Below are 23,445 nucleotides of genomic sequence, written 5' to 3' on the forward strand. Positions count from 1 at the left end.
GGGGTGTGGTTACGCCCTGATAGCGGCATGCAGTCGCGAAAATTGAGGAGCTTCCCTCGGTGGGGGCCGATAGGGCCAGCTGCAAACAGGTCGACCAACGGCGTCTAGTAGGGCCCAGTCAGAACAAGATGTCGCCATGGCAGCATTGGCCAACGCAACGGCTAAGTTGATCCGCTCGCACGGCTACGAGTTCGCTTCGCTTTCAGCATGGCCATCGGGCTGACCCGTGGGGTGGGGGCTAGCTGGTTGAGTTGGTGATCCAAGCCCAATGCCTTAAACACGCTAACGAGCGTATGCAAGGTGGATCCTTGACCACTTTCGAGCTGCACCAAGGCCCGGCGAGAGATGCCCGCTTTGTCCGCCAAAGCGGCTTGGGAGACATTTGCCGCGAGCCGGCGTGCTTTGACGCGTTGGCCCAGCGCCTCAACAATCTCGCCAGGGGACTGGATTGGCATCGACTCCATTTGCGCGTAAATCTGCTCGTTACGGACAATTATGCTAGTTGTGCGCGCAAATGCGCGCATTGATGCAGAAGGGCAAATGGACGCTACGCCGCTTGCCTTGGGCCAAGTGTATTACGCATTTCAATGCGCGGTCGGTGGCCACGAATCCCCAGTCCCGGATGAACCCGCAAATGCGGCAATGGCACTGCACTTGATCTGTCCGAAGGAAGGGTCCGGCCCGGCGGTACACAAGCCCTGAAACCAGCCGGCGGGTTTGAACTGTGGGATACCACTGGATCGCACCAGGAGCCTTACCCAAGTTCAGCAGGCCCATCGCCTCGATAAGGCGAGCAACGAGTCCCGCATGCTTATAGCCGCCTTGGCATCATCCTCTGCCACCACCAGGGAAGGGGCTTGTTACGCCGTACCAGTAGGCTCACGCTCCATGCGTACCAGTAGGCTCACGTGATAGACAGCGCTCAGCCAGCGGAGCAAGGTAGGAGTACGCACCAACGTACGAGGCAGCTTATGAAGCCCACCATCTTGGCTCTGGACCTTGAGGGGACGCTCATCTCCAATGCCATCAGCCAGATTCCTAGGCCTGGGCTCTACCAGTTCCTGGAGGCTGTCCAAGCGAACTTCGACCAGTTGATGATGTTCACGACAGTTCCCGAAAATCGCTTTCGCAGTATCGCTACGCTGCTGGTAGGCGAAGGAAATGCACCTGCCTGGTTCGCCGAACTGCACTACATCAAGTGGGAGGGAAAAACCAAAGACCTGCTCCAGGCATCGCCGCGTCTGGGAGAGGCGCTATTGCTTGATGATCACGATCCCTACGTTCACCCTGGGCAGGAACATCTCTGGGTTCCGATTCCTCTGTTTGGGTCCCCCTATCCGCCAGATGATGACGGACTCAGCGTCGCCTTGGAACGCCTGCTCGAACGTGTGGGTGGTGCGCATCAGCACAAGCAGACGACGCGCAAGATTAGAAGTATCTAGCTATGCGCACCCGATAGCACCGGTAAGCGTGACAAGAACGACCTTGTTACGTTGTCGTCTCTTGCCGTACTCCGTTTGAGCCCTGCTTGGCCAGCCGGATGTGCTGGGCGTTGGAAGAGTGGCGACACGGGTTGATGATCCTCCATCGACCTTTATGAGCCACGTGCCAACCGGTTCTGAAGGAGGAACCAGCACATGTTGAGGGCAAAGGATCGACCCAGACGGGCCATTTGATTCTCCGGGACCCCCATCGGGCGGTGCGCGCCTGCGCTCAGGAATCCGAAAACCCCCGCCAAGCCCTTCTCCTCCTCCGTGGTGATCTCACCACTTCTGCGCAGAAAAGAGATGACCTGGCCCCAGCTGGACGCGTCGTAAGGACCCCAATGGGGTTGCTCGCCAGCAACAGCAGATGCCACATCACCGGCCAGCGTTTCAATCGCCACGCGTGCGTTGGTCAGGGCAGCATTGTAGTCAGGCGTGCTGCGGCGAAACGCCTCAGCCGAGTCATTGATCCTGGACACGATGGCATCGCGACGCGGAAGCGCTGCGCTCTTCAGGGCAGTGATCAGGTCGTCCTCCATGGGGGAGGCATCGGCGATGGATGGATCTGCTTGTGTCATGTTCCTGCCTTCGACGATGTAGCCGTCGATCAGCAGGCACTGCGTGAAGTCATGCCAGCGCTCGTCAAAGCGGTGCTTCGGCGAGATCGGAGCGCGAAGATCCCCGGCTGTGGCCACGACTTCCTTGATCACCGACATCAGCAGGGCGTCATCGGCCTGGTTGATGAGCGCTGTCAGCCCAACCAACGGTTGCGCCGGAAGTACCATGACGTGGTCGGCCCCGTACTTGGTAAACAGCACGGCCGAAACATGAGGGGCCTGCAGCGCCAGGAGCTGCGCTAGAGAGTAGCGGGTGCGTAGGCTGATCATTGGTACTCCTTAGGGGCTATAAGCCAAGGCCGGCGCATCCACTTGGGAGACAGCCCGGCATCCTCGCTCGGTTCTCGCTTGCCACCTCGAACTTGCAGCAGAGAGGGACTGGCACTGGGAACGTACGAACGGAACTCCGTCCAGAGAAACGTGCCCCGGCTGCTAGGCGACTTTACACTCAACGAGTGCATTCGATTCAATGCAGGTTGTTGCTAAGTGATCTAGCGCCCCGGTGCCCGGCGTTTTCTCGATTCCAGCTGGGAAGAAGCCGAATTTGTGTGTGTGAGGTTCCGCCCTGGCGCAGGATCTGGCCCAAGCAGCATGGACAATGATGTGGCGGTGCGAATCTTCAAGCCACCATCAACGTACACGGCAGCGAGCCACGTCGATCGCTTGCCACCTCCCCCTTTCTTGCGGATCGAGGCGAGCTTGCGAAGATAGCGCTCCAGGCTGTCTGGGGGCAGTCCCATGCCCTTGCTCGGGTCTGGCGAGTCGGCAAGCGCTAACAGTCCCTCAATGATCTCTGCAGCCGGAAGCTCTTCGGCGCGCTTGGTGAGGCCAAGCGCGTGGACATAGAGCATTGCTGAAATATCAGTGCCGCCGAACGCTGGTTGGCCATAGCACAGCAGATGTGCCCTTTCAGAGGCTGCAATCATGTCTGGGTCGTTTGCAAACCGTTCAAGGCTGCCCTCGGCCCACTTGGCCTTCTCTGATTCAACGGTTCCCTTCTCTCGCTTGAACTCCAAGGCAAGGCAGCGCTCCGAGCCTGCCACCAGGTCTCCGAATGTGCCATCCAGAGGGGTCTGCTGGAACAGGTTCACCGGGACGGTCGTTGACCTCTGTCCGCTTACGTAGCCAAGCGCATAGGGCGACCGGCATTGCGTTGCCAGATGGTGGGGATGCTGATCGCTTCAACTACGTCATCGAGAAGCTCGGCATGGGCTCAAGGCCTGCCATTTACTATGACGCCAGCCAGGACGACAGCGTAATGCGTGCCTATCCGCACGGTTTGGCTGATCCGGATACCTTCGATGACCTCTCGCTCAATGCATCAGAGCTTTCGTTGGAGCACATCAAGAAGATGCTGGATGGGGCGCACAGCAGGCTGCTGATCACCCCGACAGCGTCAGACCTGGCTCGTGATCTCTGGGAGGATAAAGGTAAGAGCATCCCGATTGGTTTGGCAGAGAAGGGCGTTCAGAAGATTCTCCACGCGGTCCTTGCCTCGAGCCTGGGGTTCGGGTCTATCGTTGTAAGGCAGGAGGGAACCTCCGAGATGGGGAGGTACGACTTCTTCCTTGAGGAACAGGATCCTGTCCATCCCTCCGTGTGGACTCACCACGCGGTTCTTGAGTTGAAGGTCCTCAAGAGCTTTACCGAGAGCGGCAATCCGGTACCAGCCGCAAGCAACGTCGATGCAGTGACCGATGGTCTCGATCAGGCAGACAAGTACCGTAAAGACCATTCTTGCCGAATGGCAGCGCTGTGTTGCTATGACATGCGCAAAGCGCCTGATGTCTCAGGCGCTATTGCGCACGAGCTGGATCGGGCCAAAGCACTGGACGTGGCAATTTGGGCCTGGCCGCTTTACTCAACGGCACAGCAAGCTCGCCGTGCCTGAGGCATGTCAGCGAGAGTTCTTGCGAAGCACAAGCAGTGTTTCGTCGAGCTCTCGCTGGCCACCCTGCTGCGCCGATGCCCGCATTGATCGGAATGGCTCGACCTTGACGACATCAAACCCCAAGGGCGCAGCGAGGTCTGCCAGGATGTTGGCCACCTGGATGCGGACGCCGGCATAGCGGCTGTCGCCCACCACGGCCCAGATCTCGCCGTGCTCATTGAGGTGTCCGTGCAAGCCGGCCATGACCTGATTCATGTCGTGGAAGTAGCCGCCCACCATCTCCGGAATCCACGGTGACCACAGTTCTCCCTTCACCCTCCGCAGCTGGCCCATGACCAGGTTCAAGCGGTGAGAGCCCTTGGGGGCGGGGGCAAACTGACGCTTGATCTGGACGTGGGAGCAGAGCGTGGACATCCGCAGATCGCGGTTGGCATCCCATCCACCCAGGTGACCTAGCATCCAGAGCTCGACGTTGTACACGTCGGTGTAATCGAAGGAGTTCGGGTAGGGCGGCGAGAAGACCGAGAGGTCCACTTTCGAGCTGTTGGCGAGCTGATCGATGCAATTGCCGCGCAGAACGTTGAAGCCGCGATGGCGGCGCATGCGATGGGCGTGAATCTCGTCGATAGCTTGACGTGACCGCTCCTCGAAGAGCTGATCGACCGAGCGGGGATAGACTTCCCTGTCCTGCCAGTTGCTGCGGTAGCGCCGTCCCTTGCCATTGATCAGGACATTGCTCACGGAGATCAGCATGCCGCCCAGCATGGCCTTGAAGAGCCGCCTGTGGGCAGGGCGTGCCAGCTCATCGATGGCGTCCATATGGCAGGCGATGCGTTCAGCCACGTTACGGTTGAAGACCCAGCGTTCCTGGTCGGCCGACTCGATGAACGTAGGTGGCAGGTGTTTAAAGCGGGAAAGGGAGCCCCGGCGACGTGCATTGGTCGTCCGAACCACTCGTGAGAGATCCAGCGCCAGATCGTCAGCATCGTAACTGGAGAGCTTGGCCTCAATGAGGTCGGCCAGGTAGGGGTTGACCTCAATGGTGGTCGGTTCCACGCCCAGGAACTGGCACGCCAGAGCGGTGGTGCCCGATCCGCCGAACGGGTCCAGGCACGAGCGCACTTCACGCTGACTTTCATTGACGGCCCGGGCAATCACTTCGGGCGCGAAGGCCTCTTTGAAGTGGTGCCACCCCTGAAAGGGAAGCCGCTCGGCCCCGGCGTTGGATCCAATGGATTGGATCTTCCTTCCGCGGGTCCATTCATCGAAGGAGACGCACAGGTCGGGGTGACTCTGGGCGGACTGAGGAGCCAACTCCATCGGAACTCCATGCATATTGGGTGGGGCCTTTTCTGTTTGCATAAGTGCATGCAGATTTGCATACTCAAAGCATGGACAAAGTTACCGGTATCGGCGTGCTCAAGCAAGCTCTGGCGCTGCCGGGAGTCAGTAGATCCAGCATAGGCAAAGCATTAGGGATCCACGCCTCGCAGGTGTCGCGAATCGCCGCCGGCAGGTTCGTCAAGCTGGAGGGTCATGCGCTAAGGGTGTGCAAATATGCACATGGTCTGGTGACGGCTCCCTCCGCGAGAGAAATAAACGCGGTGCCCGCCTTGGAGTCCAAAATGGCTCGTTTGGTGGCCGCCAATCCGGGCGCTGCAAGAGCCCTTTCTGACCTGATTGAGGCCCTGTTGGGAGAGGCTCTAACGCCTCCAACCGTTGGATAGCCGCTGTCGCTTCTGACCCGTTAGAGTCGACAGCATTGCTGGGTGCGGCGAGCCGCTGTCAGGCGGGATGAACGCATTCAGGACTTTGGCGGTCCATCAGGTAGCGGCGTCGGCGGAATTCAAGGAAAGCCGATCAGGATCGCCTGGCGATTGCCCCGCCCGGCGTTAAATAGACAGAGGACGTAGACATGATCGTGTACCTGGGATGGGGATCGCTTGTGTGGCAGCCGCGAGCCCTGCCAATGGCCGGTGGATGGCGGGAAGACGGGCCATCAGTGCGGGTAGAGTTCCTTCGGCAGTCAGAAAATGGACGTCTTACCTTGGTTCTCACCCCGGAAGCAGCCCCGGTTCCATCCTTCTGGACCGCCTTCGCCGGCGAGGGGCGCATCCTGGAAGCCAGAGAGGCCCTGGGCGATCGAGAGGGTGTTCGACCGCGCAACATAGAACGCCATATCGGGGTATGGACCCCTGGGGCGGCCGATCCTGCCGGCGTTCCCGGGTTAAACCACTGGGCAGCACGTCGTGGCATCACTGCAGTACTCTGGACAGCGCTGCCGCCGAAGTTCGATGGGCGAAATGGTGAGGTTGCCCAGCTGGAGCAGGTCATTGCCTATCTGGCAGGGCTCACGGGAGAGCAGCGCCAGCGAGCAGAAGAGTACATCCGCCGCGCACCATCGCAGATCGCAACCAACTACAGGCGGTATATAGAGCAGCGCCTAGGTTGGACGCCAATCTAGATTTTGGAAGAGTTGTGAAGATGAGGTTGTCCGGCGAGGCAAGTGGTACGCCGGCGAGTTGTGGCTGCATCGCGCTACCCATGGACGGGAAAGATCCTAGCGCGAGGTGGAAGCGTGGGCTATACCATCTATGAGTCGTCTGCCCAAGCCAAGATGCCCAGGCAGGGTTGCCAGAACAGGCTGCACAAGGACATGGTCATTGCGCAGCCTGTCAGTTCGAGTCTGTGGTCAGTCTCGTATGCAGCGGATACTTCCGGTGACCGCGTTGTTCACGTAGATGGCTCTCTGACCCGAAGCGGGACGAAGGTTGGAGAAGATGTAGCCGTCGCCAAACATTGAGATCACCACATGGCGTCCATTCAATATCGCGACATGGTGCTCAATCGCCTTGCCATCGGTGAGCCACTGGATCCCGAGCGCGACCTGCGAATCGGCGGGCAGTGGAGTGGCTCGGAATGCCTTAAGCATGTCCACGAACCCGAAAAGATCCTCGATCCTTCCCTTTATCACTCGCGCAAGAAGTTCTCGGAAGTTTGCAGCCTCGGGGGAATCGACAAATGCTTCGCCATCCTCGATCGCTGCCATCTCAAACGCCGCCTTTGCGGCCTCAAGGAACAGCGTGCCCAGGTCCATCGTCATTTGACCAGTCAAGACCCCCACGGGGGTTTCGTTGTCAGGCGCCCGCATGTACTTGTCGATGGTTGAGGTGATCGCGTGCTCTTGCTCTTTCTCGCTCCATGCCAGGGTCATCCCACGCTCGGACTTGAAGAATCGCTCGAACTTTGACCGGACGATACCTGGAATCTTATCGCGGTCCTGCGAATCAATGACCATGGTTATCGAGATTGCTCCATCCTCGGTAATCACCACGTCTTCGACCTGAGGCGTGACACGAGGCTTGAAGTCGATGTCCAGCTTGATCATAGATTCCCCGATGGGACCAGGGAGGACGTAAGGGCCCTTAAGCGGCTGTGGAATCACATTGCGTCGTCCGCCGATTCGCAAGGCGTTTCGAGCCAGCTCGATCATTGGCTGCCTCAAATACGGTGAGTCAACGTTCACCCCGAAGTGGCCATTGCACGTTGTGCATAGGATGTAGGCGGTAATGGTGCCCCCCGCTCCGTCGGCGAACACGTGCTCCTCAGTAAGTGGCGAATCTGAAAGGCACTGAATGCATCGGGTGTGCCTGTAGATGGTCTGATCAGTCATCCTGGTACTTCTCCGCAGTGGTCATGGAACGTTTCAATTGAACACCGTTCAGTCTATAAAACGGCTCGGAACAGATCGGCGCTGGATGGAGGCAACACTGAAGGTCGCCCCCCCTTGCAAGTGGAATTGGCATGGCATCGATGAACCTCGCGACCGCCTGTCTCGGTTCGCCGATGGCATCTGGTGTGCCTAGGCCAATAGCGGTGGAATAGCAGGGGCAGTCATCTAGAGTCAGGCGATCACTTGCGACACCCCATCACCAGTTGAGGCCCTTGCTGCCTCCAGATTTGGTAGGGGGTGGGGCTGGCGAATCGAACCGGAGCCACTTTGGAGGCTGGCCCGGTTGCTTAACTGGCCCGAGCCGGGATCTAATCGAAGCTTGGACAGCCAGAACCCGCAGTTGAGCGCATAGGAGGAAGAATGCAGGAAAAACTGAAGCTTGCGCACGGTGAGACTGTGGCTTTCGTGAGTTCGAGATCACGAGGCTTCGCCGGCGAGGAAGACGTCTCGGACTACAACGTTCTAGACGCCGATGGGAAGGTGGTGGGAACTGTGGTGTTCACCGAGCACACTGCGGTGAGAGGGTTTCGCGTGACCAACACGGTGATACAGAAGGATGTCCAGGGAAACGTGTTGGTATCCGAGACTTGGAACCCATAGGGACCCAACGGACCAAGGAGATCGATTGCCTTGGTCCGCTCTGGCACTGCGGTGGTAGTTGAGCATCTGAGGGCAGTGCAGGGCGCTCCTTATAGAGCATTGTGCGTGCGCCCAACCCGAAGGCCATCTGGCCTTATCTGCGGCCATCAATTGGATCTGTTTGAGCGCCTGAAGCAGATGCGTCACCGACCTTCTAACCCTGTGCTTCTGCTGCGGTGTCTAGGTAATCACGGACCCGCATCATTCCAGCTGGGCCATCGGCGATCATGACGTCAAGCGCGCTTCGCCCTCCAAACATCTTGTCCTTATTGGGGCGCTTCAGCCAGCCGTCTGCTTGGCCGGCGTCTGGAAAAATTGTATGGAGTGCCCTGTAGATGCCCAGCATGTAGCTCACTCGATAGACCACTTCCGGCGTTACCCGCTCTGGCAACCCAAGTCGCCAAGTTTCGTAATCGGTCGTATCGGGCTCGCCAAGAAGCGAGTACCGTTCCTGCTCTGTCAACTGCCAAGCCGCAGCCAGGTTGAAGAATGCGCGTATAGCAGGTCCGTGGAGGTCGTTGGGGACTGCCGGATCGGACATTGCGCAAGCTCCTCAGAACCAGGCTTGATTGTCTCATGGCACCGGCGTTGCTGGGCGGCCGCCCCAAGGGTCGACGTCCCATAGACTGGCCGCGGCGGCGGCAGATCTGCAGCCCGCGTATCTGCTCAACTGCCCGGGCGGCCTAAACGGGTGAAGGGTCGGGAAGGACGCCGCATAGTTCTTTCCTAAGGGGAACACTACGGCATCTCTCTGCAGTGCGATCAGCTTGGCATGGCCCAGGTATCTTTAGCTAACAGCCACGGCGGACCAGACGGACGCTCCCTCCACTCCACAGCCGGAGCGTCTCAGGCTGGACACAGCGCGGTCGCTCATTCTATGTTCCCGCAAAAAGGGCGGACTACGCCTTACCCGTGCCATTGCCATGTCCCTCGGACCTGTTTTCCTCCATGTGGAGCTCAGCTATGACGTCATCAAAGGCATTCCAGACGTTCAATCACATCATCCAGGATGCGGTCGACCTACTGGGGCATTTTGATGCCATCAATGCTCAGCCCCCTCCGGAGAACGCAGAAGTACTTAAGCGTGCGAGCCTGGTGATGGCACTGGCCGCATTGGAGACCTACATCGAGGACCGGATCACCGAGGCGGTGGGCCAAGTCGTGGGCAAAGATGGCACCCACGGTCGGCTTAGAACCTTTTATCTGAGCTCTTTAGAGAACGACCTGAAATACTTTCACACCCCGACCTCGGACAGAGTCGCCAAGATCTTCGAAAAGTACCTTCAAATCGATGTCTGTGCTGGCTGGTCGTGGAACAACTATGATCCTGCCAGGGCAAAGGCCCAGCTCAACCTGATCGCAAAAAAGCGTGGTGACATTGCCCATCGATCACTCAGGCCTGCTGCAGGCCAGCCGAAGGCCCATGCCGTGAATCGCGAGGACCTGCGAAAGCACATTCGCTTCATCTGCGATCTCGTTGCGGCAACCGACAGCTACCTCGACGAGAAATTGTGAGCTGACTCAGGCGGCGGGCTGAAGCACGGTCGCGTGAAGGACGCACCTTCATGGCAACCCGCTACGGCGCTAAGGCACCGGCAATCATGTACCTCAAGCAACGTGGTTGGAAGCCCATCCCTTCTTGATCCATGTTGAACTGATCACAGGCCGCCAGGCGCTGGCTTGTCCAGCACCTGGGCGCTGACCATCATGCGTTGCGCAGCGTCACGTCCTCCATTGGAATGGGAGGTCGACGGAACTCAATGCGGATGTCAAGGCATCCGGACTTCTGGTGGTCCGTAATCTCGCGGACATGCCCGTTCTGCAAGGCTTGCAGGGCAAGCGCGAGAAGCGTTTGATGCTCTGAGGCGTCCTTGCATTCAACCAGTACGGTGTCCTGCCTGAAGCATGTTGCGCTCAATTGTTTGATGGCTGCTGCTGCCGCTACTGCGTTTCCAGGTTTGTGAATCTGTTTCATACATTTTTCCTCTCGATAGTAATGCCGATACATCGGCCATCTATTTAGGGGAAAGCCAACTTGCTGCAGCAAGTTTTCCGCCGTCGGGTGGATCGGACGTCATGCAAGCCAATTCACGGTCCCACGTGGCAGCGGAAAATGACCCAGTACATCCTCGCGACACCCCCTACGAGATGCACTCATTGAGTGCATCCTGTGGGAGAAACGGGCTCCCCATCATCTTCTATGTATCACCGTTCGTGCTCGTCATCGTCTCGACTTCCAAGCGTTGGTCCGCGCCAGAAACTGTGATCTTGCTGCTGAGCAGGAGATCGGACACGTTCTTGAAGAGCTTCGAGAAGTTGCTCAAGCGAAGAGCTCGTCCGGATCTTGAGGCTATCACCGCTTTTGGCCACGGCCAGCCAGGTTGCATCCTTGCCGCCTCCGCCCTGCTTGCGATAAGAGGCGAGCTTGCGCAGGTACGCCTCAAGTTCATCCGGCGGCAGGCCAATCTTCTTCTTGCCTTCTGGAGATTGGTCGCCGACCAGCCGCACGAGACCCTGGATCAGCCAATGGCAGTCAATCTCAGTCGTGGACGTGCCCAGTGCCAACGCCGATGCGTAGGTCATAGCGAACAGACCGATTCCATCGGAGGTGGGCCGGCTGAAACACAGCATGTGGGCCCTGCGGGAGGCGACTTTCAGCAGCGTGTCGCTCTCAAAGGCCTGGAGCGCTTCCTTGCTCCATTTCTCTTTCTCCGAGTCGATGGTCCCTTCCTCTCGCTTGAACTCCAAGGCCAGACACCAGTCCGCGCCGACCACTAGGTCACCGAACGTCCCGTCCAACGGGGTTTGCTGGAATAGATTGGCCGGCATGAACACTCCTGCCTTCCCGCATTCAACACCAAGGGCGAAGACGAACGCACCCAGGATCTGGTTCTCATACGGTGTACCCATGCAGTCGCACTTCCCTGTTCCAGAGTGAGTCTGTGATGGTAGAGATTTGGGCCTTCAGAGACTGTAGGGCGGTTCCCCACAGGCGTAGCCCACCAGCCGACCACCACCAAGAGTTGATGCCTCGGATGGAGGTCGACCTTTTGCGGGCGTGGCCTCGAGGAAGCTCTGTGCGCCTTGCGCCGTCCGCCGGAGGATGGTCAACCTGGGCTGACGATCCTGATGCCGGTCCAATCTCACGCTGTGCGACGCCTGATACTGATGATCGCTCCGTCAACCACGAGATAGGCGGGGATCATGGAACGAGGAAACTGGGTGGTGGTGCGAGCGTACGGTCCAGCTGCGTCGCTGCTGGTCCTGGCGGCGCTATGTGTAGCCATGCTGTCAGCGTGGCCCCAGAACCCTCTGCTGGCTGGTCTGAAGTCCATGGCCAGCTTGGTGCCTGCAGGCCTTGTGGCCGCAAGCCTGGGGCTGATGGGGACGGCTACCTACCGGCTGCACAGGTGGCAGCGTGGTGCGGGCCATGACTGCTCTCATTGCGGTGGGCCGCTCGGCCCCGAGCGTGCCGGCCGTGCCCGGATGGGAGGTGCCTATCGGCGCTGCTATGCCTGTGGCTCCAACGTCAACCATCAACACTACCAGTAGACGGCAATGACCGGGCCGGTCGGGTGCTGTCCAGGTTCAGCCACTTGAGCGCAGTCGCTGGAGTCGCGAGGATGGCCTACTCCAGCATGGTGCCGCCTGCGGCAACCTTGGCGCGATGGAAGCCGATCAATCGAGATCGTTGCCAGAAAGTCTAAGCCCGCAGGAAGAAGGCCATGGCCAAACAGGGCTGGTGGATCCCTCCCAAGCGGTGGGTTGGAACGCATTTTCGTTCCGACGGCAGGCCAGTTGACCACCTCGTCGAGATACTGGCGGTGTTACGCGACTTCGGGCCATCTCAGCGAGAGCCAGATGGACTGCGACGCACGACCGGCTTGGGGGGAGTGGTTCCTCTCGCCCCATGTTCTTCTCGATGGCGCTACGCCTGCTGCTGCGCTGAGCGACAATCCGGCCCGCGTTCTTCATGCAGCACTGGTGGAGTTCTCCGACAATTTGCGATAAGGGCGTTGCCGAGCAAAGCCAACCATCCCGGCGCAAAGTCAGATAGGCGCCTTTCGAGATACGCAACGTTTACAGGCCATGCTTTCAGGCGGCTTCGGCATGGTTCTGCAGGTCATTCGAATAGCATCTCGCTCGTGGTCAATCAGCGCGGCGTGTTGTGGCCGCGGTCCAGTAAGAAATTTCCGCCCCCTGATGGGGGCGGACGTCGCAAGAGAGCTTGACACTGATCGGTAGTAAGGGGATCTAGCTCGTGGGGGTGTCAAGCGGTACGAGCCATCATCTGGTCGATGCGCCTAGCCGTAGGGGCCCACTACTTGCTAACTGTAAAGCCCGCCCGCACTCTGAGCGAACCTGCTTCGTCTGCTTCCGGCGGCGAATAGGTCAATTTCAGTTGAGAGGGCGGGAGCTTCATTTGGGCAGACAACGTTTTTTCAAACTGGCTGACAGAAGTTCGTACGTAAATTGGGTTCCCCTCGTCGTCCGACGCTTCTGCTTCATCCTCCAGCCTGAGTATGTTCACGCCATCGACGTAGACTCCTTCAATACGGAAGCCGTTTGCGATAGCTTTTGCAGTGATCGTTACAGAAACATCAAGCGGACTGCCTGGGATCGCGTAGAGTTTAGCGTTGGAGGCAGCCAGTGCTGATCCGATGAAATCAAAACTCGATTGCAAGTTCTTGTGCTTTTTCAAGGCAAAAACTTCGCTGAAATGGTTGGCCTTGATCGCAGTCCGAGGTTGACCATCGGGGTCGAAGAACACCTCGAACAACATGCCGTCCAAGATGGCCTTGCGCTTCTCTGCAGGGAAATGGGCTGTTCTATCAATGAAGTTGCTAATGAAGGCCTCGGCTGCGCGAGAGCCGCCGCATGCTGCTTGATAGATGTTTCGTCCCATTACAAACAGGTTGTCGTTCGACGCCTTGGTCAAAGATCCTGCAGTTATCAGCGCCAATGCGTCGTTCTGCGAGTACCAGTTGTGGCTCTTAAGGCCGGCGATAACCTTGTGAGACTTCTTGGCAGGATCGATCACGAAAAGTGCATCGGCCAACGCTTCGGGACCGTAATCGGTGATGAGCTTGCTCAGGCTCTGGTTGAAGGCGAAATTGCCTGACAGTGAGGTGTGCTCCCAAGTAATCTGTTTTCCCTTACTCTCCGCCGACACCGTATTGCGGACTTGCTTGAACATGGTCTCGATCAAGCAGTCAGCCTCATCGATGTGCTGGAGGATGGCTCCGGTGTAGGTTCCATTGCGACCCTTGCCATCTAGCGCATACTGGCCGGGGGACGTTGCGAACCCGATGATGGTTCCTCTTGGCGCATACACGGGGGCCAAGCCAAGAGTGGAGGCGGACCGCTGCCACTCGCGTTTCCAAGGATTGTTGCGGCACGCGTCCAGCATGATGATCTTGGTGGCGACTTTGGACCTCTCCAGCGTCTCGATCACTTTGTCTAGAGACAGAGATCCGTGCTTGGCATCGGTCTCGTCGTCCATCGGCGTATCGATGGCCAGCAGGTAATTCACTCCATCGATCTGCATGCCATGGCCGGCGAAGAAGAACAGGCCGACTTCGCTGGTGGCGAGAGCTGCCCTAAATCTCGTCAGGGCTTTGTCCATGTCCTTATAGTTGGCGTCGGTGACCGTTTCAACGTCGAAGCCGTAATCGCCGAGCTTCTTGGCGATGTCGGTGGCGTCGTTCACCGGGTTGGCAAGCTTTCCGTCGCCGTCGTAGGCAGCGTTGCCGATAACTAATGCGGTCATCTTCTTTTTCAAGGATTACTCTCTGTCTAGTTGGATCTTGGTTAGGGGGAGCTGCAATATAGTCGGACGAACAACCAATGGCGATGACCTTAGTGCTAGACCCTGCCATTAAGTTGCAAGCGGGGCTGCTTGGGCTTGCGCAGAGCGAACGTGTGCTGCGGTGCTCTACTTGGGCTCTTCCGTCCCGACAGCGCGCAGCAGAACTCGCTTGATCGCACCCAGGTTAATTTTGCGACCCCGAGCATCCTCGCAATTGATTTCGACCAGAGATGCGCTCATGAATGCATCCGGGTGGGAGAAACGGATTCGACATCATCTTCTTTGTATCACCGTTCGTGCTCGTCATCTTCTCGACTTCCAAGCGTCGGTCCACGCCAGGCACTGTGATCTTGCTGCTCAGCAGGAGATCGGGCACGTTCTTGAAGAGCTTCCTGAAGTTGCTCAAGCGAAGAGCTCGTCAGGATCTTGAGGCTGTCACCGCTTTTGGCCACGGCCAGTCACGTTGCATCCTTTCCGCCCCCGCCCTGCTTTCGGTAAGAAGCCAGCTTGTGCAGGTACGCCTCAAGTTCCTTCGGCGGCAAGCCAATCTTCTTCTTGCCTTCTGGAGATTGGTCGCCGACCAGATGCACGAGACCCTGAATCAGGCGATGGCACTCAATCTCACCCTGATCCTCGTGCTCCTCTCTGGCTTTCGCGGGGGCGCAGCATAGTAGGGAGAGAGGCGTATTCGTCAAAGCCAGTCGCGTTCTTCATGACTTAGTCGCGCCAATCGTGACTAATGACAGCCCCCACCCACCAGCGCGGCCGCACTCGCGCTGTGGTGCGGCGCCCGGAACGGACGCTGTCGCCAGCGCCGCGGGTCCAGCCCCTCACCGCTTACCGAGGCAATCGCGGCCAGCTGCAACGCCTCGGCTTCCTCGGTGTCCGGCAACAAGCTGGGCAGGCGTGACGCCAGCAATGTCTTGCCGCAGCCAGGGCTGCCGATCAACAACAGATGGTGCCCACCGGCAGCGGCCACTTCCAACGCGCGCCGTGCATGCGCCTGCCCGCGCACGTCGGCCAGATCGGGCAGTGGCAACGGCGTCGTGTCCACGCGCTCCACGGGTGGTAGCAGGCGCGGATTGCCCAACCCGGCACAGCATTCCAGCAGCGTGCGGGCCACGCGCACGTCCGCGTGCTCGGCCATCGGCATCGCAAACATCATTGCACCGGCGATGTCGCACATCGAATTGAGCGCGTGGTCTGCCAACCGAAGGGCGTACGCCGTGACTGCTATGGTGAGTGTCGCGGGCATCGCTTATCTCTGGTTGAACGTGGTGGGAGCGGACCCGGAGGGGTTCAGGGGGCTGACACAGCGGCTGTTCTCGTCGGTCAACTCGTTGTGGCCGTTTCTGGTTGCGTTGTATCTGCTGCGCGGGGGTTCAAGCGCGCTGAAGATGCAGCTTCCGCATTGATGGGAGCGCGCGACAGGAGCACGGAAGGCCGATCAAGGACTTCTCGATTCTCCGGCCCCAGCTCAAGGTGATCTTCTCGGGATTCATGCCAGGGTGCCCACTGTTCAAGCCGTGGGCGCTCTTCAACTATCTGTTCCTTGATGCTGGCACCCCGGGTGGCAAGAGGGGAAAGGTCGTACGCGCCTTCTGCTATAAGTAGCGCAATCGCGCCCAGAGGGCCCTTTGGAAGATTGTGGACTCATGGAGTTGTACTGGCGCTTGTTCACCAATTGCACATCGCAGCAGGCAGCTCTCAAGGTGGCGGCGCGGATGTTTGAGCAAGCAGGTCTTGAAGTCAGCAATCTCCACGCCGAGCCATATCACAAGGGCGGCTTCATGGTGAGTGCCTGCTCCTATCATGCCGCGCAATCGTGGCCTGAATTTGTGGTTCTTGCCCTGGCTTCGGCTCAGTGCACTGGCCGCGGATGGCACCTGAGTGGTTCAATTGCGAAAGAGCTGGATGCTTGGTCCAGCCATTCCTTGGTTTCCGGTGTTTCGTCTATCCATATCCAGGCGGAAGGGCGGGAGTGACGAATCGCTGGAGTAGACCAAAGCCAATAGCCTGCAATCATCTTGCAGCAGCTTGGCAAGGGCCGAGCATGAAAACCGCGCGTCGCGCATCTAGCCGGCCTGATGCAGCTCAAACTCTCGCGCCGGAGTTCCGCGATAAGGAAGGCTCTTGCGATTGATGTCCGCCCTTGGTTGAAAGGAAACGTGCCTGCGCCAGACAACGCGATCAGGAATGCTAGAGGCCGCTCTCGATCCGAAGCGGACGTTGGTCCCCTTCAGCCCTGCGCGACACCTGCCGGTCCAGTGATTCGTCTACCTGAGGTTCTTGGTTCTCAATGATCGATCTGCCTTGTCCATCATGTGGCTTCCTGACCCTGGAAGACTTCTACGGGTCCTATGCCATATGTCCGATCTGCAACTGGGAGGATGACGGGGTACAACTTGCCAACCCCACATCCAACGGCGGAGCCAACGGCGAGTCTCTGGCGCAAGCGCAGCAGAATGCTCTCTCCAGTTTCCCCCTTGGCGTCCAGGTCGCAGGCGGCTTTCGCCGCGGATCTGGCTGGCGCCCTTTGTCCCGCACAGAAATTGGGCACTACGAAGCTTTAAGGGGCGGCAAACACTGGCACAGCAAGGGGGTCTCGCACGAGAGGGAGGCCTACTGGTCGAGCTTGGGCGCTCTATCGATCTGAAGCCACTTTGCGGCTCAACTCATGACGTTCACGAATTTCTACCCCTGGCCGAGAGCGGACATTGGCTCGCGCAGGGCACTTCCTGTGGATCACTGACCAGCCAGCGACCCGTAGCGGACATGGCCCAGGTGTCCTGAACGTGGAATTGGCGAGGCGTCTGATTCTATGCCTGGGTCCGGCCATGCGCTGGCTTGATGGCCGACCCCCAGCCGCACTAGGATCGCGCTGTATAAGGGGAAAGTACGCCACATGTTGCTTTGTGGGTAGGTCGTATGACCGGATCCAAGGGTCCATACATCAGGGAGTCAGGTGCCATGGGAAACATGACAGCGCTCCTACTCGTGCTTGCGCTTGCCAGTCCAGCTGCAGTTGCGGCGGATCGCCCTTCGGCACAGGCCGTGCTCAATCGCATTGCCAACGAAGGGGGGCGCAAGGTGCTTTGGGACCTGTGGCAGCACGAGCGGGAGTTTGGGCAGGTCACCTCTGGCATCGAGTCAGGTGATCCAGCATGGCTTGAGGTTGCGGCTGCGCTAAAGCCGTTTTCAGATGCGGGCGCTTCGCTATCCATCAATTACGCGGTAGCCCATGCATTGCCCAAAGCGCCTGAGCGGGTCTTGGCATTGATCGCACGGAGATTCAAGGTCGAAGATATCTGCACATCGCCTTTCATAGAGCCAGATCCGGGCGTCGCGGAGGCGTATGAACGACGTACGCTTGCGGCACTTTCACGGATGAAGGGCGCAGCGCTTGGGTCCGTTGCGGCAGAATGCGCGGCGCAGGTCCGGCTTCCGGATGGGGCTTGATGATTTGCACGGCTGGGCTTTTGGGGGACGATGCGGGGAATGAGGATATTTCGCCGGCAATTGTTCTACGTTCAAGTGCACCAGGATCACTTCATCGCCCGCTTGGTCGGTGGTGACAGAACCATTCGCCGCCAGTGCCACGCCCTTGGCAATCGCGCGGGGCCGGTCAGGGACTTCTCCACCATCCGGCCTAAGCTGAAGGAACTCTTCTCGGAACTCACGTTCGGGTTCTCACTCCTCAAGCCGTGGGCGCTCCTGCACTTTGATCCGGTCGAGTATCCGATCACGAAGGAAGAGCTCGCGGCGTTCCAGAGGGTTGCCATGCGCAGTGGGGTCAGCTTTTGCTTTCTCTCCACGGGGGAGCAGCGGCATGAAGACAAGGACCTGTTGGATATGTTCAAGTAGGGTCCGGCCAGCTCTCCGTTTGAGCGCATGCCGATTCCCGCGCTTCGGCCTATTCTGAAGCTGCTGTCATCCGGTTCCGGCCGTAATCTGACATCAACGATGCCTACGCACTGGATTCCAATGGCCGCATTCGATCATTCCCTGGTAACCCTCAGATTCTTCGGGGACGACCTCCTGCCCGAAGAAGTCAGTGCCTTGCTCGGATCCACTCCAACCGCATCGCATCACAAGGGCCAGGAACTCAGAGGCAACCCATCAGGCACCGTGCGCATCGCCAGGACTGGCAGCTGGCAACTTGATGCGGAGCGTCGTGAGCCTGAAGATCTGGACGCTCAGATCTTCGAAATCCTCGATCAGCTCACCGGCGATCTCGCCGTATGGCAGTCTCTGGCACGCTTCCGACCTGACCTGTTCTGCGGTCTCTTCATGGGCAGCAGCAACGATGGTGTCTCGCTTTCACCCCGCGCGCTGCTCGCATTGGGAGAGCGCGGCATTGAGCTCGGGCTGGACATCCATGAAGCCGATGAAGAGATGCGCAACGCTCAACGCAAGCAGGCCATCAATTGATGATCTCCCCACTTCCAGACGCCACAAATTCCTTCAACTGCCGGACGAACTCCGCGTCATACAGCTCCCACTCCACAATCTCCCCCACAATCCGCAACGGCTGCGTACTCCGATACGACCGCGTCGGGTTCCCGGGAAACTTCTTGTTGGTCACATTCGGATCGTCCTCAAACGGCCCGGTCGGCTCCACCACATACACGCGCGGCCGCCCCTCACCGCGGGCCATCTCCGCAGCCAGCCCAGCGCCCTTGGCAATGGTGGTGAAGTAGATGTGGTTCATCACCACGCTGTCGCGATAGTTGGAGCGGAAGCCCGCACTCAGCAGCTCGCCCACCGCCAGATCAGCGCGGGTGCCGTGATAGAACGGCCCGGCGACCTGGTCGCAGGTGTCATGCGAAACGGGTGTCCAATCGGTGTCCTGCGCCATCGCTGCTGCCCCTCTCTGTGCTGCCGGATCGACAGGCCGGCGAGTCTAGGGCGCCCGGTGGGCCTTGCTGCAAGGCCCCATCCGGGAAATAATCTGTAAACGGGAGGCGCAGTGCGCCTCCTTTTTTCATTCTGCGGCGCCGCGCCCTTCCAGCTCGCGCACGGCGGTTTCCAGTGCGTCCAGCTTCTGGCGGGTCTTCAGCAGCACGGCGCGCTGCACTTCGAACTCCTCGCGGGTGACCAGGTCGAGCTTGGCCAGGCCGGCGTGCAGCGCGCTCTTGAAGGTGGCCTGCAGTTCCTCGCGCGATTCGCGCAGGCCCGGCGGCACCAGGTCGCTGAGGCGACGGGCGAGATCATCGAGTTGATTCAGGTCGATCATGGGGAGGGGGCCGTGGGGTAACAGCCGGTTCGATCTTCAGCCCGCCGAGTTAAACCACGCATGAAACCTTGTGATGGCTTCCTCAGTCCATTCCCTAGGACTTTTCGAGCACAAAGGCAGTGGCTGGCGGGGCTTGTTAGGAAAAGGGCTACAGGTCATTGACCGGGCGTACGATGCGCGCAACAGGATTTCGACGCTAACGTTCCCCGATGGGAACGGAAGCCAGACTTGGAGTTACGCCGCAGATGGGCTTCCAACACAGGTAGTCACGCTCGCCAATACCAATCAGAAGGGGACAGTCACTGTCGATCTCAGCAAGGTCGACAGCCCAAAGACGGGGGTGCAGGTGATCGCCCAAGAAGATCAGCACGATATTGATACGGCGGAGCGTGGACGCGCCGCGGCCACCAGTGATGAGGTTCGTGCCACAGAGCGGAGTGCTTACGGCACGGAGGCGGTTGTTGCTAAAGGCCTTGGGATCAACATCAGCAAGGGTGAACAGGCCAAGGGGGGAGGGTTCTGTTGCAAACTGGGAAGCGCGTCAGCCCAAGACCGAGAAGGACAAATGACTATGAAATCTGCGTCATTGGTGCCCATGCTGGGCCTGCTGCTATCTGCATATGCCAGTGTAGGGGCGGCAGCGGTAAAAGACGATCCTCATGAAGAAGTGCTGTGTGCCATCACTAAGAATCCCGGCAAATATGATCGGGATGAGGTCGTGTTGTCAGCTCGATATGTAACGGATAACCGCCACGAAGAGGTTCTGCGCAACTCCCGCTGTAGCGATGGCGCACGAATCCTCGATATCGGCAAGCATGGGGCCGCCAGTTCGGTCGCACGTTTTTACGCCGAACAGAAGCGCATATGCCTGGAGCGTAACAGTCCTGGCCTGTGCAATGTCTCTGCCAGCGTGCAGGTGTCCGGCCGGATTCGGCTGACGCAGGATCGTGCCGTGTTCGATCTCGAGGACGTGAGGCACTTCGCGTTTGACGATGAGCGGTAGTCTGCTTTTCGCCTCGCTGTCTGGCGAAAGTGGCGTCAACTCAAATCTGATGTCGAGCGCCTTTCCAGCTCACGCACGGTCGCTTCCAGTGCATCCAACTTCTCGCGGGTCTTCAACAACACAGCACGCTGCACTTCAAACTCTTCGCGCGTCACCAGGTCCAGTTTGGCCAGCCCCGCCTGCAGCGCGCTCTTGAAGGTGGCCTGCAGTTCCTCGCGCGACTCGCGCAGGCCCGGCGGCACCAGGTCGCTGAGGCGACGGGCGAGGTCATCGATTTGGTTCAGGTCGATCATGGGGTGCTCCGTGGGGGTGGGCCCGTGCATCCGGCGCGGGCAGGCCGTTCGCACACAAGGATACTGCTGGCACCCACTGCCCGGACAGGCCGCAGCGGCTTCGCACGGGCCACGTTCAGGCGCTATCCTCCACGCCGGAAGACAGGAGATAGACGATGAAGATGGTCATGGCGGTGATCAAGCCGTTCAAGCTCGACGACGTGCGCGAAGCACTGGCCGAGCGTGGGGTCACCGGGATCACGGTGACGGAAGTTAAAGGCTTTGGTCGCCAGAAGGGCCACACCGAGCTGTACCGTGGCGCGGAGTATGTGGTCGATTTCCTGCCGAAGGTGAAGCTGGAAGTGGCGGTGACCGATGACCAGGTGGAGGCGGTGGTTGAGGCCATCGTGAAGGCCGCCGGCACCGGCAAGATCGGTGACGGCAAGGTGTTCGTGTACGACCTGGGCAGCGTGGTGCGTATTCGTACCGGTGAACTGGACGCTGACGCGTTGTAACCCGTTTGGCGGGATGTTGTAGAGCCGAGCCGATGCTCGGCTGCATTTCGCGCGACGCAGGAACAGCAGCCGAGCGCGGGCTCGGCTCTACAAAGAGCGGTAACGCGGTCGAGCGAGCTCGACCCCTACCGCCGCTTGGCCCACTTGTAGAACCGCTTCCAGCCCTGGCGCACCGCGGCCACCCAGCCCGGGTCGGCCAACAGCGCGGCCTGCACGGCACTCGGGGCCTGGCCGGTCACGCGCTGGCGCATCTTCAGCAGGTTCTTCATGTCGCTGCGGCTGAGCTGGCGGCTGAGTGGGTTGCGGCGCAGCCAGCGCGGTACGCGCCAGGCCGAGGTGAAGTCCAGCAGCACCGGCACGCCTCCGCTCACCACCACGTTGGTGCCATGCAGGTCGTTGTGGGTGATGCCGGCGGCGTGCAGGCGGCTGAGCGCGTGCTGCAGCTGCTCGAACACTTCATTGCCGACGGCCTGCGCGGTGCTGAGCGTCTGGCCGGGGATGAACTCCATGCCCAGCGCCAGGCCGCCCAGGGTGCCGAGCAGTGCGGGGGCATGCTTCCAGCCGCCGAGGCGCTGCAGCATGCGTGCTTCACGGCGCACCATCAGCCGCGCGATCAGCGAAACGGGGGTGCCGCGGTAGCGGGAGTAGTCCTTGATGACCGCCTCGCGCCCGTCCAGGCAGGTGCGGTAGACATCCGGGGCCAGGAAACGCTCGCCGCGCTTGAGCAGCAGCGGGGAGGCGGCGTCATCGCCGCAGGAAGAGGATGGCAGGGCAGGAAGGTGCATGTCGGGGTCTCGGACGACCCGGTGGGTGGCGCAAAGCGTCAAGCGAACCGGTGTTACAGGGAGTTACTAAGTTTTCGTTAATTTTAGTACTCGCCAGTTCGCTATTCCACGATTTGTCGGAGAAATGTCGGGGCCGTGGCTGGAACAGTTCGTCGCGCAGAATCGGACAATTCTGTCTCACTTATTCCAGTTGGCCTTTAGTATCAACCGCTTGCGCGCTCAGCCCTGCGCCTCGTCCACAACCGGCTGAACGCGGCGCACGGGCAACTTGACCCCGGCGCACGGCCTGCCGACCATAAGCTGTTAGCCCGCGACATCGGCGGCCGCCCCCCTCCGGCACGTCCCCGTCCCCTGCCGCGTTCCCCACCGGTGCTGGCCGCCTGGCCGTGCATCGCCCCGTTTCCCGTTCCGGCCGCGGCTGGAGGAAAGTGCTTTGATCATCAAAATCGTCATTGCAGCGCTGTTCGTGGCCTGCGTGCTGTACATCCACTTCCGTGGCAAGGTCCGCGCGCGCTGGTCGCGCCAGCTGCTGGACCACTCCAGTTTCATGGCCCCGATCAACGTGGTCATGTACATGTTCTCGAAGGTGCCGACCACGCCGTTCCTGGACCCGGGCAAGGAGTTCCCGCAGCTGGAGCCGCTGCGCCAGAACTGGCAGATGATCCGCGACGAGGCGCTGGCGCTGCGCGACGCGCAGAAGATCGCCGCCTCCAGCACGTTCAACGATGCCGGCTTCAATTCGTTCTTCCGCCGAGGCTGGAAGCGCTTCTACCTGAAGTGGTACGGCCCGTCGCACCCGTCGGCGAAGACGCTGTGCCCGAAGACCACGGCGCTGATCGAGTCGATCCCGGATGTGCGTGCGGCGATGTTCGCGCAGCTGCCGCCGGGCAGTGAGCTGCGCCCGCACCGCGACCCGTTCGCCGGCTCGCTGCGCCTGCACCTGGGCCTGAGCACGCCCAACGACGATGCCTGCTACATCGAAGTGGACGGCATCAAGAAGAGCTGGCGCGACGGCGAGTGGATGATGTTCGACGAGACCTACATCCACCATGCGCACAACGAGACCCAGCAGGACCGCGTGATCCTGTTCTGCGACATCGCCCGCCCGCTGCGCTTCGGCCTGCCGGGGCTGTTCAACCGCGCGGTGGCGGCCACACTGCTGGCCGGCGGCGCCTCGCCCAACCTGCCGGGTGACCCGACCGGTGGCGTCAACAAGGCATTCGGCAGCGTCTACAAGGTGCGCCTGAAGGCCAAGGCACTGCGCGAGCGCAGCGTGGTGGCCTACCAGCTGATCAAGTGGGGCTTGGTGGTGGCGGTGATCGCGGGTATCTGGGCGCTGTAACTGTAGAGCCGAGCCCATGCTCGGCTTGGTTTACCGCAACCTGTCCGAAGAGCAGCCGAGCGTGGGCTCGGCTCTACAGAAAGCAGAAAACCCGCGCTGTTGCCAGCGCGGGTTTTTCT

At 59.9% G+C, this 23,445-nt stretch carries 28 protein-coding genes and 2 pseudogenes; 16 read left to right on the top strand and 14 right to left on the bottom strand.

The window, feature by feature from the left end; translation table 11 throughout:
- Positions 1–161 precede the first annotated feature (161 nt).
- Entirely contained in the window at positions 162–524 is a 363-nt protein-coding gene (locus tag ROV93_RS16600) for a helix-turn-helix transcriptional regulator (RefSeq protein WP_312540392.1), read from the bottom strand.
- A 447-nt stretch (positions 525–971) separates the two neighbouring features.
- Between ROV93_RS16600 and ROV93_RS16605 the strand changes: the two genes are divergently transcribed.
- Positions 972–1,442, top strand: coding sequence for an NIF family HAD-type phosphatase (locus ROV93_RS16605; protein WP_049462562.1), 471 nt, complete (start codon positions 972–974; stop codon positions 1,440–1,442).
- A 152-nt stretch (positions 1,443–1,594) separates the two neighbouring features.
- Here ROV93_RS16605 and ROV93_RS16610 read toward each other — a convergent pair whose 3' ends face one another.
- Both ROV93_RS16610 and ROV93_RS16615 read right to left on the bottom strand, forming a co-directional pair.
- The gene (locus tag ROV93_RS16610) at positions 1,595–2,371 is read right to left on the bottom strand and encodes a hypothetical protein (RefSeq protein ID WP_049462561.1); all 777 of its coding nucleotides are present in this window, start codon (positions 2,369–2,371) and stop codon (positions 1,595–1,597) included.
- Positions 2,372–2,592: 221 nt separating this feature from the next.
- Positions 2,593–3,192: a hypothetical protein gene (locus ROV93_RS16615; RefSeq protein WP_312540393.1), complete on the bottom strand. Its 600-nt coding sequence runs from the start codon at positions 3,190–3,192 to the stop codon at positions 2,593–2,595.
- Positions 3,193–3,203: 11 nt separating this feature from the next.
- Here ROV93_RS16615 and ROV93_RS16620 point away from each other — a divergent pair, with 11 nt between their 5' ends.
- Positions 3,204–3,992, top strand: coding sequence for a hypothetical protein (locus ROV93_RS16620; protein WP_312540394.1), 789 nt, complete (start codon positions 3,204–3,206; stop codon positions 3,990–3,992).
- A gap of 6 nt (positions 3,993–3,998) precedes the next feature.
- Here ROV93_RS16620 and ROV93_RS16625 read toward each other — a convergent pair whose 3' ends face one another.
- On the bottom strand, positions 3,999–5,312 hold the full coding sequence (locus ROV93_RS16625; protein ID WP_312540395.1) for a DNA methyltransferase: 1,314 nt from the start codon (positions 5,310–5,312) through the stop codon (positions 3,999–4,001).
- 71 nt (positions 5,313–5,383) lie between these two features.
- Between ROV93_RS16625 and ROV93_RS16630 the strand changes: the two genes are divergently transcribed.
- Both ROV93_RS16630 and ROV93_RS16635 read left to right on the top strand, forming a co-directional pair.
- Positions 5,384–5,719, top strand: a complete 336-nt coding sequence (locus ROV93_RS16630) for a hypothetical protein (RefSeq protein ID WP_139319647.1) — start codon at positions 5,384–5,386, stop codon at positions 5,717–5,719.
- 188 nt (positions 5,720–5,907) lie between these two features.
- On the top strand, positions 5,908–6,456 hold the full coding sequence (locus ROV93_RS16635) for a hypothetical protein (RefSeq protein ID WP_152911152.1): 549 nt from the start codon (positions 5,908–5,910) through the stop codon (positions 6,454–6,456).
- A 228-nt stretch (positions 6,457–6,684) separates the two neighbouring features.
- On the opposite strand, the gene ROV93_RS16640 is transcribed toward ROV93_RS16635, so the two are convergent.
- Entirely contained in the window at positions 6,685–7,485 is an 801-nt protein-coding gene (locus tag ROV93_RS16640) for a hypothetical protein (RefSeq protein WP_312540397.1), read from the bottom strand.
- Positions 7,486–8,085: 600 nt separating this feature from the next.
- Between ROV93_RS16640 and ROV93_RS16645 the strand changes: the two genes are divergently transcribed.
- Positions 8,086–8,325, top strand: a complete 240-nt coding sequence (locus ROV93_RS16645; RefSeq protein WP_049462550.1) for a hypothetical protein — start codon at positions 8,086–8,088, stop codon at positions 8,323–8,325.
- A 193-nt stretch (positions 8,326–8,518) separates the two neighbouring features.
- Here the strand turns inward: ROV93_RS16645 and ROV93_RS16650 are convergent, their stop codons facing one another.
- Positions 8,519–8,905 carry an MbcA/ParS/Xre antitoxin family protein gene (locus ROV93_RS16650; RefSeq protein WP_049462549.1) on the bottom strand — a complete coding sequence of 129 codons (387 nt, stop codon included), beginning with the start codon at positions 8,903–8,905 and terminating at the stop codon, positions 8,519–8,521.
- Positions 8,906–9,327: 422 nt separating this feature from the next.
- Here ROV93_RS16650 and ROV93_RS16655 point away from each other — a divergent pair, with 422 nt between their 5' ends.
- Positions 9,328–9,879, top strand: coding sequence for a HEPN domain-containing protein (locus ROV93_RS16655; RefSeq protein WP_312540398.1), 552 nt, complete (start codon positions 9,328–9,330; stop codon positions 9,877–9,879).
- Positions 9,880–10,069: 190 nt separating this feature from the next.
- On the opposite strand, the gene ROV93_RS16660 is transcribed toward ROV93_RS16655, so the two are convergent.
- The 3 genes from ROV93_RS16660 to ROV93_RS16670 all read right to left on the bottom strand — a co-directional run bounded on the left by ROV93_RS16660 (position 10,070) and on the right by ROV93_RS16670 (position 14,146).
- The gene (locus ROV93_RS16660) at positions 10,070–10,339 is read right to left on the bottom strand and encodes a hypothetical protein (protein ID WP_152911150.1); all 270 of its coding nucleotides are present in this window, start codon (positions 10,337–10,339) and stop codon (positions 10,070–10,072) included.
- 230 nt (positions 10,340–10,569) lie between these two features.
- Positions 10,570–11,274 carry a hypothetical protein gene (locus ROV93_RS16665; RefSeq protein WP_049462546.1) on the bottom strand — a complete coding sequence of 235 codons (705 nt, stop codon included), beginning with the start codon at positions 11,272–11,274 and terminating at the stop codon, positions 10,570–10,572.
- 1,411 nt (positions 11,275–12,685) lie between these two features.
- A complete protein-coding gene (locus ROV93_RS16670; protein ID WP_312540399.1) occupies positions 12,686–14,146 on the bottom strand; it encodes a caspase family protein in 1,461 nt (486 codons plus the stop codon).
- Positions 14,147–14,553: 407 nt separating this feature from the next.
- Here ROV93_RS16670 and ROV93_RS16675 point away from each other — a divergent pair, with 407 nt between their 5' ends.
- Positions 14,554–14,844, top strand: coding sequence for a hypothetical protein (locus ROV93_RS16675; RefSeq protein ID WP_312540400.1), 291 nt, complete (start codon positions 14,554–14,556; stop codon positions 14,842–14,844).
- Positions 14,845–14,918: 74 nt separating this feature from the next.
- Here the strand turns inward: ROV93_RS16675 and ROV93_RS16680 are convergent.
- A pseudogene (locus ROV93_RS16680) lies at positions 14,919–15,320 on the bottom strand (ATP-binding protein); the annotation flags it as partial.
- Here ROV93_RS16680 and ROV93_RS16685 point away from each other — a divergent pair.
- From ROV93_RS16685 to ROV93_RS16710, 6 genes and pseudogenes are all read left to right on the top strand, one after another.
- A pseudogene (locus ROV93_RS16685) lies at positions 15,319–15,588 on the top strand (DUF998 domain-containing protein); the annotation flags it as partial. The pseudogenes ROV93_RS16680 and ROV93_RS16685 sit on opposite strands and share 2 nt — an antisense overlap.
- A 240-nt stretch (positions 15,589–15,828) precedes the next feature.
- A complete protein-coding gene (locus ROV93_RS16690) occupies positions 15,829–16,158 on the top strand; it encodes a hypothetical protein (protein WP_005419993.1) in 330 nt (109 codons plus the stop codon).
- Positions 16,159–16,472: 314 nt separating this feature from the next.
- Positions 16,473–16,829, top strand: a complete 357-nt coding sequence (locus tag ROV93_RS16695) for a CPCC family cysteine-rich protein (protein WP_005419991.1) — start codon at positions 16,473–16,475, stop codon at positions 16,827–16,829.
- 314 nt (positions 16,830–17,143) lie between these two features.
- Positions 17,144–17,632 (top strand): hypothetical protein, encoded by a 489-nt coding sequence (locus tag ROV93_RS16700; protein WP_072167941.1) that lies wholly within the window; start codon positions 17,144–17,146, stop codon positions 17,630–17,632.
- A gap of 39 nt (positions 17,633–17,671) precedes the next feature.
- Positions 17,672–18,037: a hypothetical protein gene (locus ROV93_RS16705; protein WP_072168063.1), complete on the top strand. Its 366-nt coding sequence runs from the start codon at positions 17,672–17,674 to the stop codon at positions 18,035–18,037.
- A gap of 120 nt (positions 18,038–18,157) precedes the next feature.
- Complete coding sequence (locus ROV93_RS16710; protein WP_072167940.1) at positions 18,158–18,604, top strand: DUF4279 domain-containing protein; 447 nt, start codon at positions 18,158–18,160, stop codon at positions 18,602–18,604.
- On the opposite strand, the gene arr is transcribed toward ROV93_RS16710, so the two are convergent.
- Together arr and ROV93_RS16720 are read right to left on the bottom strand one after the other, a co-directional pair.
- On the bottom strand, positions 18,597–19,031 hold the full coding sequence (gene arr / locus ROV93_RS16715; protein ID WP_072167939.1) for an NAD(+)--rifampin ADP-ribosyltransferase: 435 nt from the start codon (positions 19,029–19,031) through the stop codon (positions 18,597–18,599). The two genes, ROV93_RS16710 and arr, sit on opposite strands and share 8 nt — an antisense overlap.
- Positions 19,032–19,157: 126 nt before the next feature.
- Positions 19,158–19,409 carry an accessory factor UbiK family protein gene (locus tag ROV93_RS16720; protein ID WP_072167938.1) on the bottom strand — a complete coding sequence of 84 codons (252 nt, stop codon included), beginning with the start codon at positions 19,407–19,409 and terminating at the stop codon, positions 19,158–19,160.
- Between the two features lie 73 nt (positions 19,410–19,482).
- Between ROV93_RS16720 and ROV93_RS16725 the strand changes: the two genes are divergently transcribed.
- Positions 19,483–20,412 (top strand): hypothetical protein, encoded by a 930-nt coding sequence (locus ROV93_RS16725; RefSeq protein WP_069138733.1) that lies wholly within the window; start codon positions 19,483–19,485, stop codon positions 20,410–20,412.
- A gap of 35 nt (positions 20,413–20,447) precedes the next feature.
- Here ROV93_RS16725 and ROV93_RS16730 read toward each other — a convergent pair whose 3' ends face one another.
- Positions 20,448–20,705: an accessory factor UbiK family protein gene (locus ROV93_RS16730; RefSeq protein ID WP_069138732.1), complete on the bottom strand. Its 258-nt coding sequence runs from the start codon at positions 20,703–20,705 to the stop codon at positions 20,448–20,450.
- A 155-nt stretch (positions 20,706–20,860) separates the two neighbouring features.
- On the opposite strand from ROV93_RS16730, the gene ROV93_RS16735 reads away from it, so the two are divergent.
- Positions 20,861–21,199: a P-II family nitrogen regulator gene (locus ROV93_RS16735; RefSeq protein ID WP_005411374.1), complete on the top strand. Its 339-nt coding sequence runs from the start codon at positions 20,861–20,863 to the stop codon at positions 21,197–21,199.
- Between the two features lie 125 nt (positions 21,200–21,324).
- Here ROV93_RS16735 and ROV93_RS16740 read toward each other — a convergent pair whose 3' ends face one another.
- Entirely contained in the window at positions 21,325–21,984 is a 660-nt protein-coding gene (locus tag ROV93_RS16740) for an RIO1 family regulatory kinase/ATPase (protein ID WP_072167937.1), read from the bottom strand.
- A gap of 436 nt (positions 21,985–22,420) precedes the next feature.
- Between ROV93_RS16740 and ROV93_RS16745 the strand changes: the two genes are divergently transcribed.
- Positions 22,421–23,326, top strand: a complete 906-nt coding sequence (locus tag ROV93_RS16745; protein ID WP_032954620.1) for an aspartyl/asparaginyl beta-hydroxylase domain-containing protein — start codon at positions 22,421–22,423, stop codon at positions 23,324–23,326.
- Positions 23,327–23,445 lie beyond the last annotated feature (119 nt).

Source organism: Stenotrophomonas maltophilia group sp. msm4, from assembly GCF_032025605.1.
GTDB lineage: Bacteria > Pseudomonadota > Gammaproteobacteria > Xanthomonadales > Xanthomonadaceae > Stenotrophomonas > Stenotrophomonas sepilia.

Excerpts from the sequence above, each read along its gene's own strand:
- ROV93_RS16600 (WP_312540392.1), bottom strand. The coding sequence starts at position 524 with ATGCGCGCATTTGCGCGCACAACTAGCATAATTGTCCGTAACGAGCAG.
- ROV93_RS16605 (WP_049462562.1), top strand. The coding sequence starts at position 972 with ATGAAGCCCACCATCTTGGCTCTGGACCTTGAGGGGACGCTCATCTCC.
- ROV93_RS16610 (WP_049462561.1), bottom strand. The coding sequence starts at position 2,371 with ATGATCAGCCTACGCACCCGCTACTCTCTAGCGCAGCTCCTGGCGCTG.
- ROV93_RS16625 (WP_312540395.1), bottom strand. The coding sequence starts at position 5,312 with ATGGAGTTGGCTCCTCAGTCCGCCCAGAGTCACCCCGACCTGTGCGTC.
- ROV93_RS16630 (WP_139319647.1), top strand. The coding sequence starts at position 5,384 with ATGGACAAAGTTACCGGTATCGGCGTGCTCAAGCAAGCTCTGGCGCTG.
- ROV93_RS16635 (WP_152911152.1), top strand. The coding sequence starts at position 5,908 with ATGATCGTGTACCTGGGATGGGGATCGCTTGTGTGGCAGCCGCGAGCC.
- ROV93_RS16640 (WP_312540397.1), bottom strand. The coding sequence starts at position 7,485 with ATGATCGAGCTGGCTCGAAACGCCTTGCGAATCGGCGGACGACGCAAT.
- ROV93_RS16645 (WP_049462550.1), top strand. The coding sequence starts at position 8,086 with ATGCAGGAAAAACTGAAGCTTGCGCACGGTGAGACTGTGGCTTTCGTG.
- ROV93_RS16650 (WP_049462549.1), bottom strand. The coding sequence starts at position 8,905 with ATGTCCGATCCGGCAGTCCCCAACGACCTCCACGGACCTGCTATACGC.
- ROV93_RS16655 (WP_312540398.1), top strand. The coding sequence starts at position 9,328 with ATGACGTCATCAAAGGCATTCCAGACGTTCAATCACATCATCCAGGAT.
- ROV93_RS16660 (WP_152911150.1), bottom strand. The coding sequence starts at position 10,339 with ATGAAACAGATTCACAAACCTGGAAACGCAGTAGCGGCAGCAGCAGCC.
- ROV93_RS16665 (WP_049462546.1), bottom strand. The coding sequence starts at position 11,274 with ATGGGTACACCGTATGAGAACCAGATCCTGGGTGCGTTCGTCTTCGCC.
- ROV93_RS16690 (WP_005419993.1), top strand. The coding sequence starts at position 15,829 with ATGGAGTTGTACTGGCGCTTGTTCACCAATTGCACATCGCAGCAGGCA.
- ROV93_RS16695 (WP_005419991.1), top strand. The coding sequence starts at position 16,473 with ATGATCGATCTGCCTTGTCCATCATGTGGCTTCCTGACCCTGGAAGAC.
- ROV93_RS16700 (WP_072167941.1), top strand. The coding sequence starts at position 17,144 with ATGGGAAACATGACAGCGCTCCTACTCGTGCTTGCGCTTGCCAGTCCA.
- ROV93_RS16705 (WP_072168063.1), top strand. The coding sequence starts at position 17,672 with ATGAGGATATTTCGCCGGCAATTGTTCTACGTTCAAGTGCACCAGGAT.
- ROV93_RS16710 (WP_072167940.1), top strand. The coding sequence starts at position 18,158 with ATGGCCGCATTCGATCATTCCCTGGTAACCCTCAGATTCTTCGGGGAC.
- arr (WP_072167939.1), bottom strand. The coding sequence starts at position 19,031 with ATGGCGCAGGACACCGATTGGACACCCGTTTCGCATGACACCTGCGAC.
- ROV93_RS16720 (WP_072167938.1), bottom strand. The coding sequence starts at position 19,409 with ATGATCGACCTGAATCAACTCGATGATCTCGCCCGTCGCCTCAGCGAC.
- ROV93_RS16725 (WP_069138733.1), top strand. The coding sequence starts at position 19,483 with ATGGCTTCCTCAGTCCATTCCCTAGGACTTTTCGAGCACAAAGGCAGT.
- ROV93_RS16730 (WP_069138732.1), bottom strand. The coding sequence starts at position 20,705 with ATGATCGACCTGAACCAAATCGATGACCTCGCCCGTCGCCTCAGCGAC.
- ROV93_RS16735 (WP_005411374.1), top strand. The coding sequence starts at position 20,861 with ATGAAGATGGTCATGGCGGTGATCAAGCCGTTCAAGCTCGACGACGTG.
- ROV93_RS16740 (WP_072167937.1), bottom strand. The coding sequence starts at position 21,984 with ATGCACCTTCCTGCCCTGCCATCCTCTTCCTGCGGCGATGACGCCGCC.